Raw genomic sequence first — 17630 nt, forward strand, 5'->3', positions numbered from 1 at the left:
AGGACAGGAAGGGGCGCAGACCCGGTGCTATCTGCACCGAACATCTGCACCCGAGGCCTGCTCCAGCTGTCAGAAGCCAGTCAATCAACATACTGCATCAGTCGTCGGCCAGGATAAGGGCCAGCATGCGCCCCTCCCCCGCCTTGCTGGCCAGCGAGGCACGGCGGTGGGAGTACCAGAGCGGATTCTCCAGGGTGCACAAGGGTCGGCGCAGGTCCTCAAGACGCCTCGACAGGGAGGGGCCCTCATTGTCATGGCTGCAGAGCTCTTCCAGATCCGGATCCTGGCAAAGGTAACTGGTGGCGGCAGCGACCCGCGGGGTGGAGTCCACGATACGGGTCACTCCTGCCGCCTTCAGTTCCATCCTGGCTGCAGCGGCGATGTCGATGGCGATTCCGCCGAATCGGCATGGTCCGGATGCGCCGGGGAAGCGCTTCTCGAAGTCATCAGCCAGGTTCGAACACACCTGATAGCAGTCTGCGCAGATCCGAGGCCCCAGCGTTGCCACGATCCTGGAGGGGTTGGCGCCCTTGTCGGCCATGGCCTGGACTGTGGCTGGAATGACGCCAGCCACCAGACCACGACGACCGCAATGTGCCGCACCCGTCACGCCGGCCTGGGGGTCGGTCAGCAGCACAGGAAGGCAATCGGCCGCGAAGATGCCCAGGGCCAGGTCACGACGGGTGGTCACCTGCGCATCGGCTTCGCAGCGCCCCTGGGGCTGACCCTGGTCGGCGTCCCAAACCCTGGCTGAGTGAACCTGATCCACCAGGACCATGGGACGGTCCAGCTGGCGGCCCAGGGCCTGACGGTTGGCAGCCACCGCCTCTGGGTCGTCGCCCCCCTTACCGCCGAGATTCAGCTGGGCATAATCGCCCGAGGAGACCCCGCCCAACCTGGTGGTGTAGACCACTTTGATCCCAGGCGCTAAGGCTATGGGAATGGTGACTGGGATCGGCCGGCCCTGATCGTCCAGTGACGGCAGGGGACTGCTGTCCAGTAGGGTCCGTTCCCGATCCCAGGCTTGGCCCTGAGCGCTCTGGGTGCCCTGCTCTCTTGGTTCAGGCTTGTGACTCATGCAGTCGCCGCCCGGTTCAGGCGGTCCATCTCGTCCTCGCTCAGTTCCATGTCAGCCGCCTGTAGGGAATCCAGAATGGTGGCCGCCCTGTGAGCCCCGGGAACCACAAAGACGTTGCTGTTCTGGGACAGTTCCCAGGCCAGGACCACACGCTGGTGGGAGACACCGCGCTCTTGAGCCACCTGCCGGAAGGCATCATAACGGGTTTCGTCCTTGGGCGCTCGGAAGCCTCCCAGGGGGCTCCAGCAGACGAAGGCCAGACCCAGTTCGGCCGCATGGTCCAGCTCCTGGCGGGAGCTGGTGAAGGTGGGTGAGAACTGGTTCTGCACGGCTACGAGATCATCGCCCAGAATCTTGCGAGCCAGGTCCATCCGCTCAATATCTACGTTGGAGACACCCAGGGTCCGGGCCACACCCTGCTTAGCCAGCTCAGCCATGGCCTCCAGCGACTCCTGGTAGGGCACCTGCGGGTCAGGACGGTGCATATAGAGCAAGTCAATGGTGTCCACGCCCAGGGCCTGAGCGGACTCCTTGGCGTGCCGGATCAAGCTCTCCGGCCGACCGTCCACAGCCCAAGTGGGTCGCCCATCAGTGAAGTTGCGGTAGTGCCCAACCTTGGTGGCCACCAGCACATCCTGACGGGGGCCCTGCCAGGAGTCCAAAGCCTGGCGGACCAGTCGCTCGTTGGTCTGTTCGGGGCCGCCCGATTCGTAGTATGACCAGGCGGTATCCAGATGTCGACAACCGGCATCCAGGGCCTGATGGATGACGTCGATGGCCGTTGCCTGGTCCGGCTTGCCCTCGATGGACAATCCCATGCAACCCAGTCCGACCGCTGTCGTAGTAAAGGGCCCCAAGGCCCGCATCGACGATGTCATACATGTACGCCTCCATCGAGCTTAACTGGCGGCCCGGTCTCAGCGGCCGCCGAAGGATCCGCCACCGGAACCACCGCCGCCACCGTCGAAGGAGCCACCGCCGTCGCCAAACCCACCAATAACACTGCCAGAGCCGTTGCCGCTGGCCATGCCAATCAGGCCGCCAATCTGGTCGAGTCCCTGGGTCAATTGAGTACCCAAATCAATCACGGCACCTTGGCCGACCGCTGAATTGACAACCAATGCTTCAGGGTCACTCAGGGAGGAAGCCGCCGCAACATCCTGGCTGTAAGGCAGGAAGGTCCAGTAGAGCAGGCTGCCGCGCGCATTATTATTCAGCCAGTCGGAGTCGGTCAGGTCAGGGCTGGCCTGTGCCAGCTGAGCGACGACCCAGCTGCTTATGCCGAAGGCCGCAGCGTAAACCAGGTAACGGTCCCAGAGCACCAGATCCTCCACACCCCGGTGGCTAAAATCGCTGAAGTCCAGCAGATAGCGCCGAAGTCCCGACACCTGCCCGGCCATGGGCTGTCCATTCCTGCTCAGCACCCGCCAACAGTTATAGCGCAAGGAGAATGTCACCACAGCCACCAGAAGCGCGGCCAAGGGCGCACGTACCAGTACGGTGCCCGGAAGAAATCCGGCCAACAGAATGAAAGCAGCCAAGAGCACGGCCAGGAAGGCAAAGACTCCTACATTATGACGATAGGCGCGCAGGTCAGCATTGTTGGTCTCATACTCAACAGCCTCGTAAAAAGCCTGCAGGTAGTCCCTGCCATTATCGGTTTCAGTGCTGGCGAAGAGAGCAATCATCTCATACAGATCGAAGCGTTCATTCTCGGCGCCAATCATAGTGGAGGCACCTTCCAGCATACTCAGGCAGGCTTCCTCGCTTGAGGACAGGGACAGGGATGCTCGATCCTTGCTGCAGACCGGATTGATGACCACCTCCATGGACTGCTGTTTGTCTTTGAGCAGCAAGCGCTTCACCTGGGTCACGCGTCCTCCGCCGAAATTCGCCTGGTCCTTATACTCAACGGGAATAAGAGCGATGGCCCGCTTGGAGGCCAGGGAGAGAATGGTTGCTGACAATTGCCTGCCAATAGGGGATTCTCGGGTCAGCATCACATCGTTGATAACGGCGGCCACGGCGGGTGACAGATCAGGAGGCTGACGGTAGTAGATGATATCGCCTTGGTACTGGGAGTCTCCATAATTGCGGAAGGCATGACAAAGCATCACTGCAATCAGCGCGATAGCAGCCAAGAGTACCAAGACGCCCGTCAAGAGTCCGATCCGCGCCCGGCTGGTCTGCTCAGCATGCCAGCGCTCGTACTGCGGACGCTCCTGCCCAACAATACGGTCACGTGCCGGCTGAGAATCGGTCCTGACCACCGAGGAAGTCCTCCCCGCATCGAAGAGCACCACCAAATCCAGATGCTGGCCCGGCTCGATGCGGTCTGCGGAGAATCGGATACGGCTGTCATCCACCACCTGGTAGGAACCCCTGCCAGCGAAGTGCAGCCAGGCCTTCGCGTCCTTGCCCTTCTCCGTTCCTGTCTGCTTGGGCAGCTTGACATTGGCGCTCACATGCTCAACGGGAATCTGGTTGGTGTCGCCCACGGGCTCCCATTGGAATTCGGCCACATCGGGATGGGTAGTGGTGACCCCGTGGAAGGTCATGTCGATGCGGAAGCGCCGACCTGAATCCTTGGCAGTCTGCGGAATATTCCAGCCCAGCTCCACCTGGCATTGATTCCCCAGATCGCCGCAGGCGGACCCTTGGCCCGCATCGCCCGGCTTGTAGGATTTCAGCCTTGAACCCGAGACCATGCCCATATACCAGGTGCCAGCCCAGTTCTTGTCCCAGTCGTGAATGTACCTGACTTCATCAGGATACTTTAGCGGGTTGGTCTGCCTATATGTGGAGCCATTAGTCAGGTCAGTCACGCTTACGTCGCTTATGCCGGTCAGCCGGTCAGGCTTGATCTGATAGCGCTGGTAGAGCTCCCGCCAAGGGCGTTTGTTGCCGTGGTTGTCCTCGCGGGAATTCATGGTGACAGTCAGGGTCTGACTGATACGCAAATCCCCATTATCCAGGACCTGGACATCATAATCCACCGAATCGTATACCAGGTCGGGACGATTCCTGTTGGACATATACAGGACAGCGAGGCACGTCACCAAGGCTGCCACCAGAGCCAGCGCCAAGGCCCCGAGAAAGCGTGAGGTGCTCCAGGAGGGATGGCCCGAGGAGGGATGATTCGAGGCCGCCTTCCCGGAGGAGGCTGCTGGGGCGTTCACTGTCCGAAGTCCACTACGGGCGCCTGGCGGCTACCCTCGTCAGCCTGGAAATACTGGGCCTGACGGAAGTGGAAAAGAGAAGCGATGATGTTTGAGGGGACCGTCTCGATGCGGGTGTTGAACTTCTGGACCACATCATTGTAGAACTGCCTGGCGTAGGCGATCTTGTCCTCCAGGTCCTTGAGCTGACGCTGCAAGTCCAGGAAGTTGCGGTAGTGCCCAACCTTGGTGGCCACCAGCACATCCTGACGGGGTCCCTTCCAGGAGTCCAAAGCCTGGCGAACCAGTCGTTCATTGGTCTGCTCAGGACCACCTGACTCGTAGTAGGACCAGGCAGTATCCAGATGCCGACAACCGGCATCCAGGGCCTGATGGATGACGTCGATGGCCGTTGCCTGGTCCGGCTTGCCCTCGATGGACAATCCCATGCAACCCAGTCCGACCGCTGTCGTAGTAAAGGGCCCCAAGGCCCGCATCGACGATGTCATACATGTACAATGCCGCCGGCTTCCTATCGAGCTTAGCTTGTGGCCCAATATCAACGACCGCCGAAGGAACCACCACCGGAGCCGCCACCGGAGCCGCCGAAGGAACCACCACCGGAGCCAAACCCACCAATACCACTGCCGGAACTGTTGCCGCTGGCCTGGCCGATCAGGCCGCCTATCTGTTCGAGTCCCTGGGTCAGCTGAGTACCCAGATCAACCACCCTGCCTTGGCCAAGCATTGAATTTGCAGCCAATGCTTCAGGACCACTCACGGAGGAAGCGACCGAAACATTCTGGCTGTAAGGCAGGAAGGTACAGTAGAGCAGGCTCCCGCGCGCATTATTATTCAGCCAGTCGAAGTCGGTCAGTTCAGGGCTGGCCTGTGCCAGCTGAGCGACAACCCGGTCACTTATACCGAAGGCCGCAGCGTAAACCAGGTAGCGGTCCCAGAGCACCAGATCCTCCACGCCCCGGTGGCTAAAATCGCTGAAGTCCAGCAGATAGCGCCGAAGCCCTGACACCTGACCAGCCATGAGCTGTCCATTCCTGCTGAGCACTTGCCAACTACCATAACGAATGGAGAATGCTGCAACAGCCACCAGAAGCACGGCCAATGGCGCACGTACCAGCACGGTGCCCGGCAGGAATCCAGCCAGCAGGATGAAAGCGGCCAAGAGCACGGCCAGGAAGGGCAAGATCTCTATACCATGACGATAGGCACGCAGGTCAGCATTGTTGGTCTCATACTTGACGGCCTTGTCGAAAGCCTCCAGATAGACCTTGCCATGATTAGCTTCGGTGCTGGAGAAGAGAGCAATCATCTCGTACAGGTCGAAACGTTCATCCTTGGAGCCCATCAGAGCGGAAGCACCTTCCAGCATGGTCAGGCAGGCTTCCTCGCTTAAGGACAGGGCCAGGGAGGCTCGATCCTGACTACAGACCGGATTAATGACCACCTCCATGGACTGCCGTTTGCCTTTGTGGAGCAGCGAGCGCATCACCTTAGTCAGGGAACCTCCGCCGGAATTCGCCCGGTCCTCATACTTGACCGGAATCAGAGCGATGGCCCGCTTGGAGGCCAGGGAGAGAATGGTGGCTGACAATTGCCTGCCAATAGGGGATTCTCTGGTCAGCATCAAATCGTTGATAACAGCGGCCACGGCCGGTGACAGATCAGGAGGCTGACGGTAGTAGATAATATCGCCTCGGTACTGGGAGTCTCCATAGGTGCGGAAGGCCTGCCAGAGCATCACTACAATCAGCGCGATAGCAGCTAAGACGGTCAGTACACCAGCCAAAAGTCCGATCCGCGCCCGTCTGGTCTGCTCGGCGTGCCAGTGCTCATACTGCTGGCGCTCCTGCTTGATGATGCGGTCACGCGCCGGTTGAGAGTCGGTCCTGACCACGGAGGAAACCCTCTTCGCATCGAAGAGAACCACCAAATCCAGATGCTGACCTGGCCCGATCTGGTCAGCTGAAAAGTGGATACGGCTGTCATCGCCCACCTGGTAGGAACCCTTGCCAGCGAAATGGAGCCAGGCCTTGGCATCCTTGTCCTTCTCTGTTCCTATAAGCTTGGGAAGCCTGACATCAGCGCTCATATGCTCGACGGAAATCTGGTTGGTGTCGCCCACGGGCTCCCATTGGAATTCAGCCACATCGGGATGGGCAGTAGTGACACCGTGGAAGGTCATGTCGATGCGGAAGCGCCGACCTGAATCCTCGGCAATCTGCGGAATGTTCCAACCCAGCTCCACCTGACACCGGTCCCCCTGGGCGCCGCAGGCGGATCCTTGGTCCGAGTCGCCCGGCTTGTAGGATTCCAATCCTGAGTCCGAGACTGTGCCCATATACCAGGTGCCAGCCATGGTCTTATCCCAGTCGGGAACCTGATCGAGGTTATCAGGATCCGTCGGCGGATCGGCTTGCCTATATGTAGAGCCATTGGTCAGGTCGCGCACGCTTATGTCACTGATGCCCGTCAGCCGGTCGGGCTTGATCTGATAACGCTGGTAGAGCTCCCGCCAAGGGCGTTTATCGCCGTTGTCGTCCTCACGGGAGTTCATGGTTACGGTCAGATCCTGACTGATGCGCAAATCGCCGTTATCCAGGACCTGGACATCATAGTCCACTGAATCGTATACCAGGTCCGGCCAATTCTTGCTGAAGATAAGCAGAGCAGCGACTATGCACGTCACCAAGGCTGCCACCAAAGCCAGTGCCAAGGCTCGGAAAAAGCGGGAAGTGCTCCAGGAGGGATGGCCTGAGACCGGTTTCCCGGAGGAGGCTGCTGGGGCGTTCACTGTCCGAAGTCCACTACGGGCGCCTGGCGGCTACCCTCGTCGGCCTGGAAGTACTGGGCCTGACGGAAGCGGAAAAGGGATGCGATGATGTTTGAGGGGACCGTCTCGATGCGGGTGTTGAACTTCTGGACCACATCATTGTAGAACTGCCTTGCGTAGGCGATCTTGTCCTCCAAGTCCTTGAGCTGACGCTGCAAGTCCAGGAAGTTCTGGTTGGCCTTGAGCTCAGGGTAGGCCTCCGCCCGAGCCATCAGAGTGACCAGGGATTGGCCCAGCCGCTGCTCGGCACCGGCACGGGCCTGTATCTGGTCCCCGCCAGCCGTCTGGGCCTGGGCCACGTCGGCGCGGGCTTTGGTCACCTCCTCCAGGACGGTGGACTCGTGTGAGGCGTAGCCCTTGACCGTCTGGACCAGATTGGGCACCAGGTCGGAACGCTGCTTGAGCTGGACGTCAATCTGGGCCCAGCCATTGGCTACTCGGTTGCGCAGATTGACCAAACCGTTGTAAGCCCCGATACCCCAGATGACCAGCAACACGACCAGCAAAACGATGATGATGAGCACGATCATTGATACGGACATGCCCTCATTCTCTCACTAAATTCAGAGGAGACAAAAACGGGACCCCGTCCAATGGAACGGGGTCCCGGCTTCAGTAGGAATCAGTCCTCACTGTCGAAGGGGTCGAAGTCCCTGCGCACCCGGCGACGGGGACGCTCTGAGCGCTCCTCCCGGTCGGCCCGGTACTCGTCGTAGTGCTCGTCGGCAGCGTAGCGCGGATTCTCCCTGCGGCCACGATAGCCGCTACGTCCGGAAGAGCGACGCTCATGACGACCGCCGCGGTCGCCACGGCCACGACGCTCGCCACGGCCCCGGCCGCCACGATCCTCGTCATCATCGCGGGAGACCCGACGACGATCGCGACGGGAGCCACGGTCCTCGTCCTCGAACCAGTCTCCGCCATCCTCATAATCACGGTCGCGGCTCTGGCGACGGTGCCGGGGACGATCCTCCTGGTCCTCGTCGTCGTAGTAGCGATCATCATGCTCTGAACGAGAGCGGCGCGGTGCCTCATACCGATCCTCGCGCTCGGAGGAACGGCTGCGGCGATCACGACGATCACGGTCACCACGACCACTGCGCTCACGACGATCACCGCCACGGTCACGACGGTCTGTGCGGCCTCCGCGATCACGGCCTCCTGTGGACTCCTGGTCCTCGAAGCCGGGAATGGCCAGGGAGATCTTGCCGCGGTCATCCACACCCTGGACGATGACCTCGACGGTGTCACCTTCCTTGAGGACGTCCTCCACGGAGTCGATGCGCTCGCCGTTGGCCAGGTTGCGGATCTGCGAGATGTGCAGAAGCCCGTCGGTGCCAGGGGTCAGGTTGACAAAGGCGCCAAAGCTGGTGATCTTGACCACCTTGCCGTTGAAGGTCTCTCCCGCCTCGGGCACGTGCGGGTTGGCGATCTGGTCGATGACCTCCTTGGCCTTGGCTGCAGCCTCGCCGCCCTCGGAGGCGATGTAGACCGTGCCGTCGTCCTCGATCGAGACATCGGCACCGGTGTCCTCCTGGATCTGGTTGATCATCTTGCCCTTGGGTCCGATAACCTCACCGATCTTGTCGACAGGAACCTGGGTGGTGATGATGCGCGGCGCATAGGGGCTCATCTCAGCAGGCCCATCGATGCACTCGTTGATCACGTCCAGGATGGTGGCCCGGGCTTCCTTAGCCTGCTGCAGGGCGGCGGCCAGGATGTCGGCGGGGATGCCGTCCAGCTTGGTGTCCAGCTGCAGGGAGGTGATGAACTCAGATGTGCCGGCCACCTTGAAGTCCATATCGCCGAAGGCATCCTCGGCGCCCAGAATGTCGGTCAGGGTCTTGTAGGTGGGCCGACCGTCAACCTCGCCTGTGACCAGACCCATGGCGATGCCCGCCACAGGAGCCTTCAGAGGCACGCCGGCAGCCAGCAGGGACAGAGTGGAGGCGCAAACGGAGCCCATGGAGGTGGACCCGTTGGAGCCGATGGCCTCGGAGACCTGACGAATGGCGTAGGGGAACTCCTCGCGGCTGGGCAGAACCGGGATCAGCGCGCGCTCGGCCAGGTTGCCATGGCCTACCTCGCGGCGCTTGGGCGAACCCACGCGGCCGGTCTCGCCGGTCGAATAGGGCGGCATCTCGTAGTTGTGCATGTAGCGCTTGGTGGTGGGGCCGGACAGGGCGTCGATGGTCTGCTCCATCTTCAGCATGTTCAGGGTGGTGACGCCCAGCACCTGGGTCTCGCCGCGCTGGAAGAGTGCGGAGCCATGCACGCGGGGCACCACGTCCACCTCGGCGGACAGGGTGCGGATGTCGCGCAGGCCACGGCCGTCAATGCGGTAGTCCTGGGTCAGGATGCGGCGGCGGACGATCTGGCGCTGGAGCTCCTTGAAGGCGTTGCCCAGCTCCTTGTCCTTCTCGGCCTCGTCCATGTCGGTGAACTCGTCGGCCAGGGCCTCGCGGACCTTCTCCTTGATCTCGTGGATACGATCCTGGCGGGGCAGCTTCTCCGCGATGGAGAGGGCCTGGTCCAGGTCAGCGTGTGCCACCTGGTCGATGCGAGCGTAAAGCTCGTCAGTGTACTCGGGGAAGAGCTGGAAGTCCTTGGTGGGCTTGGCAGCCTTGGCCTTGAGCTCGCTCTGGGCCTCGCACAGAACCTTGATGAAGGGCTTGGCGGCCTCAAGACCTTGGGCGACCACCTCTTCGTCGGGCTTGATCTGGCCCTCGTCATAGATCAGGCTCCAGGCGTTCTTGCCGGCGCCTGCCTCGATCATGGCGATGGCGACGTCCCCGCCCTCGACCACACGGCCGGCCACGACCAGCTCGAAGACGGCGCGCTCGCGCTCGCTCCAGCGGGGGAAGGCCACCCACTGACCATCGATCAGAGCCAGGCGCAGACCCGAGACCGGCCCCTCGAAGGGCAGTCCGGAAATCAGGGTGGAAGCGGAGGCCGCGTTCAGGGCCAGCACGTCATAGGCATCCTCGGGGTTAACAGCCAGGATGGTCTCCACAACCTGGACCTCGTTGCGCAGGGTGTGCGGGAAGAGGGGACGCAGGGGGCGGTCAATCAACCGGCAGGCCAGGATGGCCTCGTTGGATGGCCGACCCTCGCGGCGGAAGAAGGAGCCGGGGATCTTGCCCGCGGCGTACATCTTCTCTTCCACATCGACGGTCAGCGGGAAGAAGTCGTAGTTCTCCTTGGGGCTGGACCCGGCGGTGGTGGTGGACAGCACCATGGAATCGTCATCAAGATAGGCGGCTACTGCCCCATCCGCCTGCTGGGCGAGACGACCCGTCTCGAAGCGCACCGTGCGCTTGCCATATGATCCGTTATCGATCGTGGCTTCTACAGCCGTGATTTCGGGACCCTCCATAGGGTTCCTCCTTTTGTTTACTGCTTGTTTACTACCTGATGTCAGGATGCTCGGCATCAATTGACTGCCGGAGATCCTTCTACTTCGGTCTGGTCCTGCCGAACCCCATGTCCGGCTATCTTCATTCCTTGCGGACCAACCTTGCATTTCAATTCAGCACCATCTTCTACAACCCCATCCCGGGGTCAACGGTGCCTGGTTCAGTCATGCAAAAGCGCCCGAGCGCTAGGCCCGGGCGAAAGCATGCATATTAGTGGCGCAGTCCAAGACGCTCCACCAGGGAACGGTAGCGGTTGATGTCCACCTTCTTGAGGTAATCCAGCAACCGGCGACGATGGCCGACCATGAGCAGCAGACCGCGACGCGAATGATGGTCGTGCTGATGCTGCTTGAGGTGCTCGGTCAGGTCGGAGATGCGCTTGCTCAGCAGAGCCACCTGGACCTCGGGGGAACCGGTGTCACCCTCGTGGGTCGCGTATTCCTTGACGATTGCCTGCTTCTGCTCACTCGTAAGAGCCACGGCTCCTCCTCTTGCATTCTTCCGTTACGCGGTGCACCAGCCCTATGCTGAAGCGCTCTCGATCCGCGGGCGAAACACGCCAAAAGTCCATTATACACATTTTGCGGACCAAACAAACAGCGACGGAATCAACAAAATGAAGGAAAGCATAACGAAAATTGGATTAGCGCCAATGAGGAATCAGCCATCTCACTCCGATGTAGCGAAGATATCGCACTGTGTTGCACGAACCGACCGTGATTTACCGTGTAGCCCTACCATAGGTTGTTAGAGAAGTTGAGGGAATGTAGCTTCATTCATCCACCAAAGAGGGCACCTAATGAAACAATCCGAGCAGAACTCCATCAAATCAGAAAATACCATTCTTCCTTTGGGATCCGTGGTGAAAACCAGAAGAGACCCGGGTACCCTGCTGGTTATCATCGCCCGTGCTCCGTTGACAGTCATGCATGGAACAACGGGTTACTTTGACTATGGTGCCGTACAATTCCCGTATGGCATGACTGATCCGGCCAAGATCGTTTTCTTCAACCGCCAAGACGTGACGGAAATAGTGTTCATGGGATATATCAACGCCGAGGAACGATCCTATGAACGAAGGTTTGATGAAGTCACCAAATCAACCTCCTACCCCCACCTTCATCTCTGATTCAGTTACCGGTCACATAGGACATACTCGATAAAAGGGATAGAGGGGAGAAGACCAAAAACGACCTTGACGGATGCGTTAATGAAGCAACCGCCTAGGCTATGCAACTGAGCACGTTGAACCGCTCTTTCATGGTCGGCGATTTTCTTTCTGGCGGTTTTTAATCAATGAGCGGCATTGCTGATTCCTTCGGCACATACTGACAACAGGCAGCTACCCAAGATGCTATGGCTCATGGTCTGATCACTGCCTCTGGTGGTGTTATCGGTGCTGCAGCATGAGCTGCCGCTGGAGCAGTTGTGGGATTCAATCGCCCCTGAACCAAGTACGATTGTAGGAGGTGGAATTGGTTTAGCCGTAGGATACCTCGGTACAGTAGCCGGCAACGCTTTTTACGACGATTCCGTCAATCGCGGGAATGGAGATGGCAGTGGGGCCACATGAAGGACAATCTATGGTAGCTTTCCCGCTGTCTCCCGCATTGCCATGTGCGCGGCTCGGATTGAAACCAGGGATGATATTAGTGGGTGCGTACTGATGGTGTACCTATTGATAGATGTCGTATTAGGCTCTCCGGCGATGCTGGTCTGGTTGTTTGTGTTGATGTCGTTCAATGCGTGGAGGTCGAGGCGGCTGATGGACCGCGTCCTGGCGCCCTACCTCCTGGCGCGGGGCCTGTGCCTGCAGACCTTCCAGGGGTATGTGTGGCGGCGGCGCGGCAGGATCGGCCGGCCCCGGCCCGGGCAGGTCCTGCCCCTGGGCTCGCTGGTCGTCCTGGCCGACGGGCCTGCCACCGTATCCGGGGCCTACAGAGGCACCGGATGGTTCGACGGTCTGGGAGAGGACGGGCTAGTGGTCCGCCTGGTCGGCCAGTATGTGCAGCCACCCGAACAGGCCGCCGGGTCATCCGGTCCATGGTACGCGGGCAGGATCTGCTCCGTGGGCGGCCTTGCCTGCGGACCCGGCGTGGTCCCCGGCGACGACGCCCCCCTGCCCGAGGTCGGCGTCGGCCACACCCCCGACCCCGACCTGGTCATCTTCACCCAGGACCAGGTCAGCCTTCTGGCCTGGAAGGGGCCCGACAACCCCGTCACCAGGCTCCTGCGCGCCCGCCAGGTCCGCGCCCTCGCCCGCGACCACCGGCGTGAGGACCAGGTTCGCCGCCGGGCACGGCCGACACCGAGCTGGCACGCCAGCCGCCCCGCATGGTGGCGCTACGAAGCCATCGGCTTCCTGCCCGACCGGTTCACCCGCGTCTACTGGGACCGCGTCCGCAACCAGCCCGTTAAGGCCCCCATGCGCTACCGGACCCCGGAAGCCAGGGAATACAACAGAAGACACTACTCCGTCCCCTTATCCATCATCGCGCTGATCGTCATCATCTTCATATCCGCCTTAAAAATAGCCCGCGCATGGCACCGCTTCGAACCGTACCATCCACTCCAGGGCGGCGATGTCCTCCTGGGCATGCCCCGTCGGACCACAGCGATCGTCAGCTGCGTCCTAGGCCTCGCCATCGGCGTCGGCGCATGGGTTTGGGCCACCCACCGGCAATTCCCCCAACACCAAATGACCCCGGCCAGCAGCCGCGAACTCCAAATCGCCCTCGACAATTACTGGATCGGCATGCGATACATCACAGGAACTACCATTCCCTACACCATGCATGTCCTCGGCTACAGCGTTTACATCCTGGTGCCGCTCATGCTCCTCACTGATTTCTTCACCCTTCCCGAATGGGTCCATACCCTCATGGGCTGGCCCTTCGTCGCTCTGTTTGTGACCTGCGGGAGCCTAGTCATCATAGATACCTCCTACGCCGAGCGGATAGCCAAACGCCTGGATCGGGAATTAGCCGAGTAAAGCCCATATGCATCAGCCCCCCCTCCCCCGTGATCAATTGCGCTTTGGTCTTACGTTCGCACCTCTTGACAGCGTGCGGACAGGAATCAACCCAAAACCACAACTGACAGTTACCGACACCCATCGTGCAGCATATTCTGGTAAATTCAGCGATCCTATGATTCATGCCGCGGTGATGAGGCCTCCGAAGAGGACGATGGCGATGGCAATCAGTTCAATGATGAAGAACATGGACAGTGCCGACCAGCTGTGAGTCAGCGTGTTCCAGGGGGAATCCTTGCGCACGCAGACCAGGATAGCCACAAAAATAACGGCAAAGACCGCCACGCCCAGCCCGGCCGCGATGATGCCCAAGTTGGCCGCGTTGGCCAGGATGGCCTGATGCTGATAGACCACGAAGGTGCTGTACCAGAAGTTCATCTTGAGCAGGCAGAGGCCGGCGATCAGCTGTTCGGCAGCCAGGCTCAGCACGAAGACCACCCGCCAGAACCAGGAAGACGACTCGATGATGGACATGCCGATGCCCATAAAGGTCAGCACGGTCACCGTCCAAGCAATCAGGGCAATGCCGCGCGGATCCAGAACCGAGGCATAGTGGAGCACGCCCTGGGTATGGTTGATAGCCAGCGAGCGCCCATATCCATAAGGAATGACGATGGCCAGAAGGACCGCCAGTGCGAAGACAACCCAGCGGACCGGGCGAGCACGGCGCTGCTCAATCTCAGCCAGGGAGTATTCAGAGTCCGGAATGGTCGCCTCAGGATGAGCCGAAACCTTGTTCACTGCGGTCGCCTCATCCGGGTGCGGTTGCACGACTGAGGAACCCGTTGCCTCGCTTCTGCCGGATTCCGCGCCATCCGCATCGTCGAATTGCTCCATCGGCGACCACACCTCCAAGTCCGCTACTCGTGGACACATCGCCTACAAGCTTATACCGGGCGGCGCACCCGCGCTTAAGAGCAGAAAGTACAATTCGCAAACACTTGGCATACAGGCAATAGCAGATAAATGGAGTCATCCTGAAAGCGACACAGCCCACCCACACAGAAGCGAGGAACACCTGATTTCGGCGACCAAAAATGCTGCAGGCCCAAAATCATCCCCCATGTGCCCGAGGAGCACCCGGGCCGCGTCTTCTGACCAGCCGATCATGCGCATCTGAAAACCATGACAATCCGTGTTCAAACACCGTGCTAGTCATATACAAAGCAGACAAAACCCTCAATCAGGGCACACCAATGCGATTACTCCGGCTGGAGAGAATCAAACACTCATGTTCGAACTATGAAGCGGTTATGGATTCTCCCCGGCGCTCCAATAGTGATTCTTTTACTGATTGCAGCAGCCTGTGGAGCTTGGTGAGCGAATCAGTCGAACTGCCTGATGCCGATGACATCACGGAAACTCACATACTCGTCACCGGGGCCGCAACCTGTACCGTAATTTGTACCATAGTAGACGCGATCCGACTGGATCATTCTCCTATCCTCATCATCCAACGAATCCCAGACCCGGCGCTCGGCTTCATCCATTTTCTCGGTGATGGGATGCCTCGACGCATAACTGTCGATCAGATCCTGGGGGATGTTGTCATGAGTGGTGCAGGCCTTATCCTTGGTTGCCATTTCTCTCATGAAATCCTCATCCATGGCCATTCGTCTCCTCTCATCGTTGTGAACCTGTAGGGCATCCATCCCATGCCCCGCAGGATTGTCCCCGCATCTGCTAGGGACACAGAGCATTCTCATTTTTCCATCGAACAGACGGCTGGACCATCCCCAGAGAATCAAACACTCATGTAAGAACTATGAAGCGGTTATAGACTCTCCCCCAGCGCTCCAGTGGCGATTCTCTTGCTGATTACAAAAACATACAGGAATCCGGGGATGAATCAGTCGAACTGCCTGATGCCAAGGACATCGTAGAAACTCACCTTGGTGTCGCCGCCGAAGCCAGCACCATAGTTTGTCCCATAGTATGTACGATCCGACTGGATCATTCGCCTGTCCTCATCATCCAGCGAATCCCAGACTCTGCGCTCTGCATCATCCATGTCATCAGTAATGGGATACTTTGACGTATAGTCATCAATCCTCTTCTGGGGAATATGGTCATAAGTGCTACAGGCCTTATCCTTGGTTGCCATTTTTCTCATGAAATCCTCGTCCATAGCCATTCATCTCCTCTCATCTTTACGAACATGAGGGTATCCTTCCGATTCCCCTGCAGGATTGTCCCCGCGGATGCCAAGGAGCACTTTCCTACTGCCGCACCAGCCACACCGCCAATGGGATTATCCCCGCATATGCAGGGAGCGCACAGCATTCTCGTCCCTGGCCGAGTAGACAGCCGGATCATCTCCAGAGAATCAAACAATCCTCTTCAAACCATACTCATGTTCAAACCATGAAGTGGTTATGGATTCTTCGCCGACACTCCTAATAGTGATTCTTTTACTGATTGAAACAGTATGTCGGAGCCCGGGAATGAACTAGTCGAATCGCCTTATACCGATAACTCCATAGAAATTCACCTCTGCTTTGCCGCCGCCGCAACCTGTACCGTAGTATATGCGATCCTATTGGATCATTCTCCTGTCCGCATCATCCAGCGAATCCCAGACCAGGCGTTCGGTTTCACCCATTTCTCGATGAGGGGATGTCTCGACGGATAGCCATCGATCAGATCCTCATGAATGTTGTCATGACAGGTACAGGCACAATCCCTGGATGCCCTTTCTCTCATGAAATCCTCAAGTATTTTCTGATCGCCTCCTCTCATATTGGTGAACCTGAGGACATCCATTAGATGTCCTTTAAGATCAGCCCCGAGGATGCGGGGGAACACGCTCGATGTGGTCGAGCAGCAACTTCTCCGTCAGGATCATCCCCGATGCCCTGCAAGCCGCCTGTAGAATCATCCCCGCGGATGCAGGGAGCACCTCGGCAAGCCAGAGGATTGGTCCGACGGCAAGGGATCATCCCCGCGGATGCGGGGAGCACCGACTGGAAGACCAACCCACAGACACAGGTGAAGGATCATCCCCGAGGATGCGGGGAGCACCAGTGCGTTGACTAGCTGTATCGCCCCTTCAATCAGTGCGCCCACGCTGGGATCATCCCCGCAGATGCGGGGAGCACTCCAGGACCACGCCTCCGGGACGGCATCCGGCCGGATCATCCCCGCAGATGCGGGGAGCACCGACACCGATATCACGGTGCGCATCTACAACGAGGATCATCCCCGCAGATGCGGGGAGCACTGCTTGTCTGGCTTGTCCTGGGCGTTGATCCGGGGATCATCCCCGCAGATGCGGGGAGCACAGGGTCAGCTCCGTGTCATTGGGAGACAGCTTGGGATCATCCCCGCAGATGCGGGGAGCACGAGGCATTGACAACAAGGAGGTTGTCATGAACAGGATCATCCCCGCGGATGCGGGGAGCACGGATACATGTACCGCAGGAACGAGTCTACGCCGGGATCATCCCCGCGGATGCGGGGAGCACGGTCCATTTGTTATTGGAAGCGATCTGCTGGAAGGACCATCCCCGCGGATGCGGGGAGCACAAGGCGCTTCATAAGCCGATACTGCACATCCGAGGATCATCCCCGCGGATGCGGGGAGCACATGAACGAGAACAAGGTGCGGACCAGGAAGCAGGGGATCATCCCCGCGGATGCGGGGAGCACCGACTGGAAGACCAACCCACAGACACAGGTGAAGGATCATCCCCGCGGATGCGGGGAGCACAATATCCTTCATCGTTCTTCCCTTGCTCTCTCGGGATCATCCCCGCGGATGCGGGGAGCACCAGCCTCGTCGGGATTGTCTGGAGCACCCTTAGGGATCATCCCCGCGGATGCGGGGAGCACTCTGGGAGACATCATCAGGGATATAGGCCATACGGATCATCCCCGCGGATGCGGGGAGCACATAAAACTCCCATATGTCGCCCACCCGTGGGACGGATCATCCCCGCGGATGCGGGGAGCACCAGGGCGGCGCATCCAGCCTGGCCAACCTCGCCGGATCATCCCCGCGGATGCGGGGAGCACCGACGGAATTGGTAGCATGTATACCTACTGAGAGGATCATCCCCGCGGATGCGGGGAGCACATCATAGCAAAGGAGACG

13 protein-coding genes and 1 CRISPR repeat array (1 of these 14 only partly in view) are annotated in these 17630 nt (G+C 59.6%); of the genes, 2 read left to right on the plus strand and 11 right to left on the minus strand.

Going from position 1 to position 17630, the window contains the following annotated elements; genetic code table 11:
- Positions 1-97: 97 nt before the first annotated feature.
- From LPC22_RS02560 to rpsO, 8 genes are all read right to left on the minus strand, one after another.
- Positions 98-1078, minus strand: coding sequence for a purine nucleoside phosphorylase YfiH/LACC1 family protein (locus LPC22_RS02560; RefSeq protein WP_229131890.1), 981 nt, complete (start codon positions 1076-1078; stop codon positions 98-100).
- On the minus strand, positions 1075-1956 hold the full coding sequence (locus LPC22_RS02565; protein ID WP_229131891.1) for an aldo/keto reductase: 882 nt from the start codon (positions 1954-1956) through the stop codon (positions 1075-1077). The genes LPC22_RS02560 and LPC22_RS02565 overlap by 4 nt, the downstream gene beginning before the upstream one ends.
- A gap of 39 nt (positions 1957-1995) precedes the next feature.
- Positions 1996-4257 carry a DUF2207 family protein gene (locus LPC22_RS02570; protein WP_229131892.1) on the minus strand — a complete coding sequence of 754 codons (2262 nt, stop codon included), beginning with the start codon at positions 4255-4257 and terminating at the stop codon, positions 1996-1998.
- Positions 4254-4745, minus strand: coding sequence for an aldo/keto reductase (locus LPC22_RS02575; RefSeq protein WP_229131893.1), 492 nt, complete (start codon positions 4743-4745; stop codon positions 4254-4256). The genes LPC22_RS02570 and LPC22_RS02575 overlap by 4 nt, the downstream gene beginning before the upstream one ends.
- A 50-nt stretch (positions 4746-4795) precedes the next feature.
- Positions 4796-6877 (minus strand): DUF2207 domain-containing protein, encoded by a 2082-nt coding sequence (locus LPC22_RS02580; protein WP_229131894.1) that lies wholly within the window; start codon positions 6875-6877, stop codon positions 4796-4798.
- 167 nt (positions 6878-7044) lie between these two features.
- Positions 7045-7629 carry a LemA family protein gene (locus LPC22_RS02585; RefSeq protein ID WP_229131895.1) on the minus strand — a complete coding sequence of 195 codons (585 nt, stop codon included), beginning with the start codon at positions 7627-7629 and terminating at the stop codon, positions 7045-7047.
- 80 nt (positions 7630-7709) lie between these two features.
- Positions 7710-10463, minus strand: coding sequence for a polyribonucleotide nucleotidyltransferase (locus LPC22_RS02590; protein WP_229131896.1), 2754 nt, complete (start codon positions 10461-10463; stop codon positions 7710-7712).
- Between the two features lie 250 nt (positions 10464-10713).
- A complete protein-coding gene (gene rpsO / locus LPC22_RS02595) occupies positions 10714-10983 on the minus strand; it encodes a 30S ribosomal protein S15 (RefSeq protein WP_024626835.1) in 270 nt (89 codons plus the stop codon).
- 319 nt (positions 10984-11302) lie between these two features.
- Between rpsO and LPC22_RS02600 the strand changes: the two genes are divergently transcribed.
- Both LPC22_RS02600 and LPC22_RS02605 read left to right on the plus strand, forming a co-directional pair.
- Positions 11303-11632: a DUF4176 domain-containing protein gene (locus LPC22_RS02600; protein ID WP_229131897.1), complete on the plus strand. Its 330-nt coding sequence runs from the start codon at positions 11303-11305 to the stop codon at positions 11630-11632.
- Positions 11633-12268: 636 nt separating this feature from the next.
- Entirely contained in the window at positions 12269-13495 is a 1227-nt protein-coding gene (locus LPC22_RS02605) for a hypothetical protein (protein WP_121914061.1), read from the plus strand.
- Between the two features lie 162 nt (positions 13496-13657).
- Here LPC22_RS02605 and LPC22_RS02610 read toward each other — a convergent pair whose 3' ends face one another.
- The 3 genes from LPC22_RS02610 to LPC22_RS02620 form a co-directional block, all read right to left on the minus strand.
- Positions 13658-14374, minus strand: coding sequence for a hypothetical protein (locus LPC22_RS02610; protein ID WP_121914060.1), 717 nt, complete (start codon positions 14372-14374; stop codon positions 13658-13660).
- A gap of 488 nt (positions 14375-14862) precedes the next feature.
- Positions 14863-15129 carry a hypothetical protein gene (locus LPC22_RS02615; RefSeq protein ID WP_229131898.1) on the minus strand — a complete coding sequence of 89 codons (267 nt, stop codon included), beginning with the start codon at positions 15127-15129 and terminating at the stop codon, positions 14863-14865.
- Positions 15130-15386: 257 nt separating this feature from the next.
- A complete protein-coding gene (locus LPC22_RS02620; protein ID WP_229131899.1) occupies positions 15387-15671 on the minus strand; it encodes a hypothetical protein in 285 nt (94 codons plus the stop codon).
- 737 nt (positions 15672-16408) lie between these two features.
- A CRISPR array of direct repeats spans positions 16409-17630; the repeat unit is 28 nt; unit sequence GGATCATCCCCGCGGATGCGGGGAGCAC (it continues 287 nt past the right edge of the window).

The organism is Bifidobacterium mizhiense, from assembly GCF_020884755.1.
In the GTDB taxonomy this organism is placed as follows: domain Bacteria; phylum Actinomycetota; class Actinomycetes; order Actinomycetales; family Bifidobacteriaceae; genus Bombiscardovia; species Bombiscardovia mizhiensis.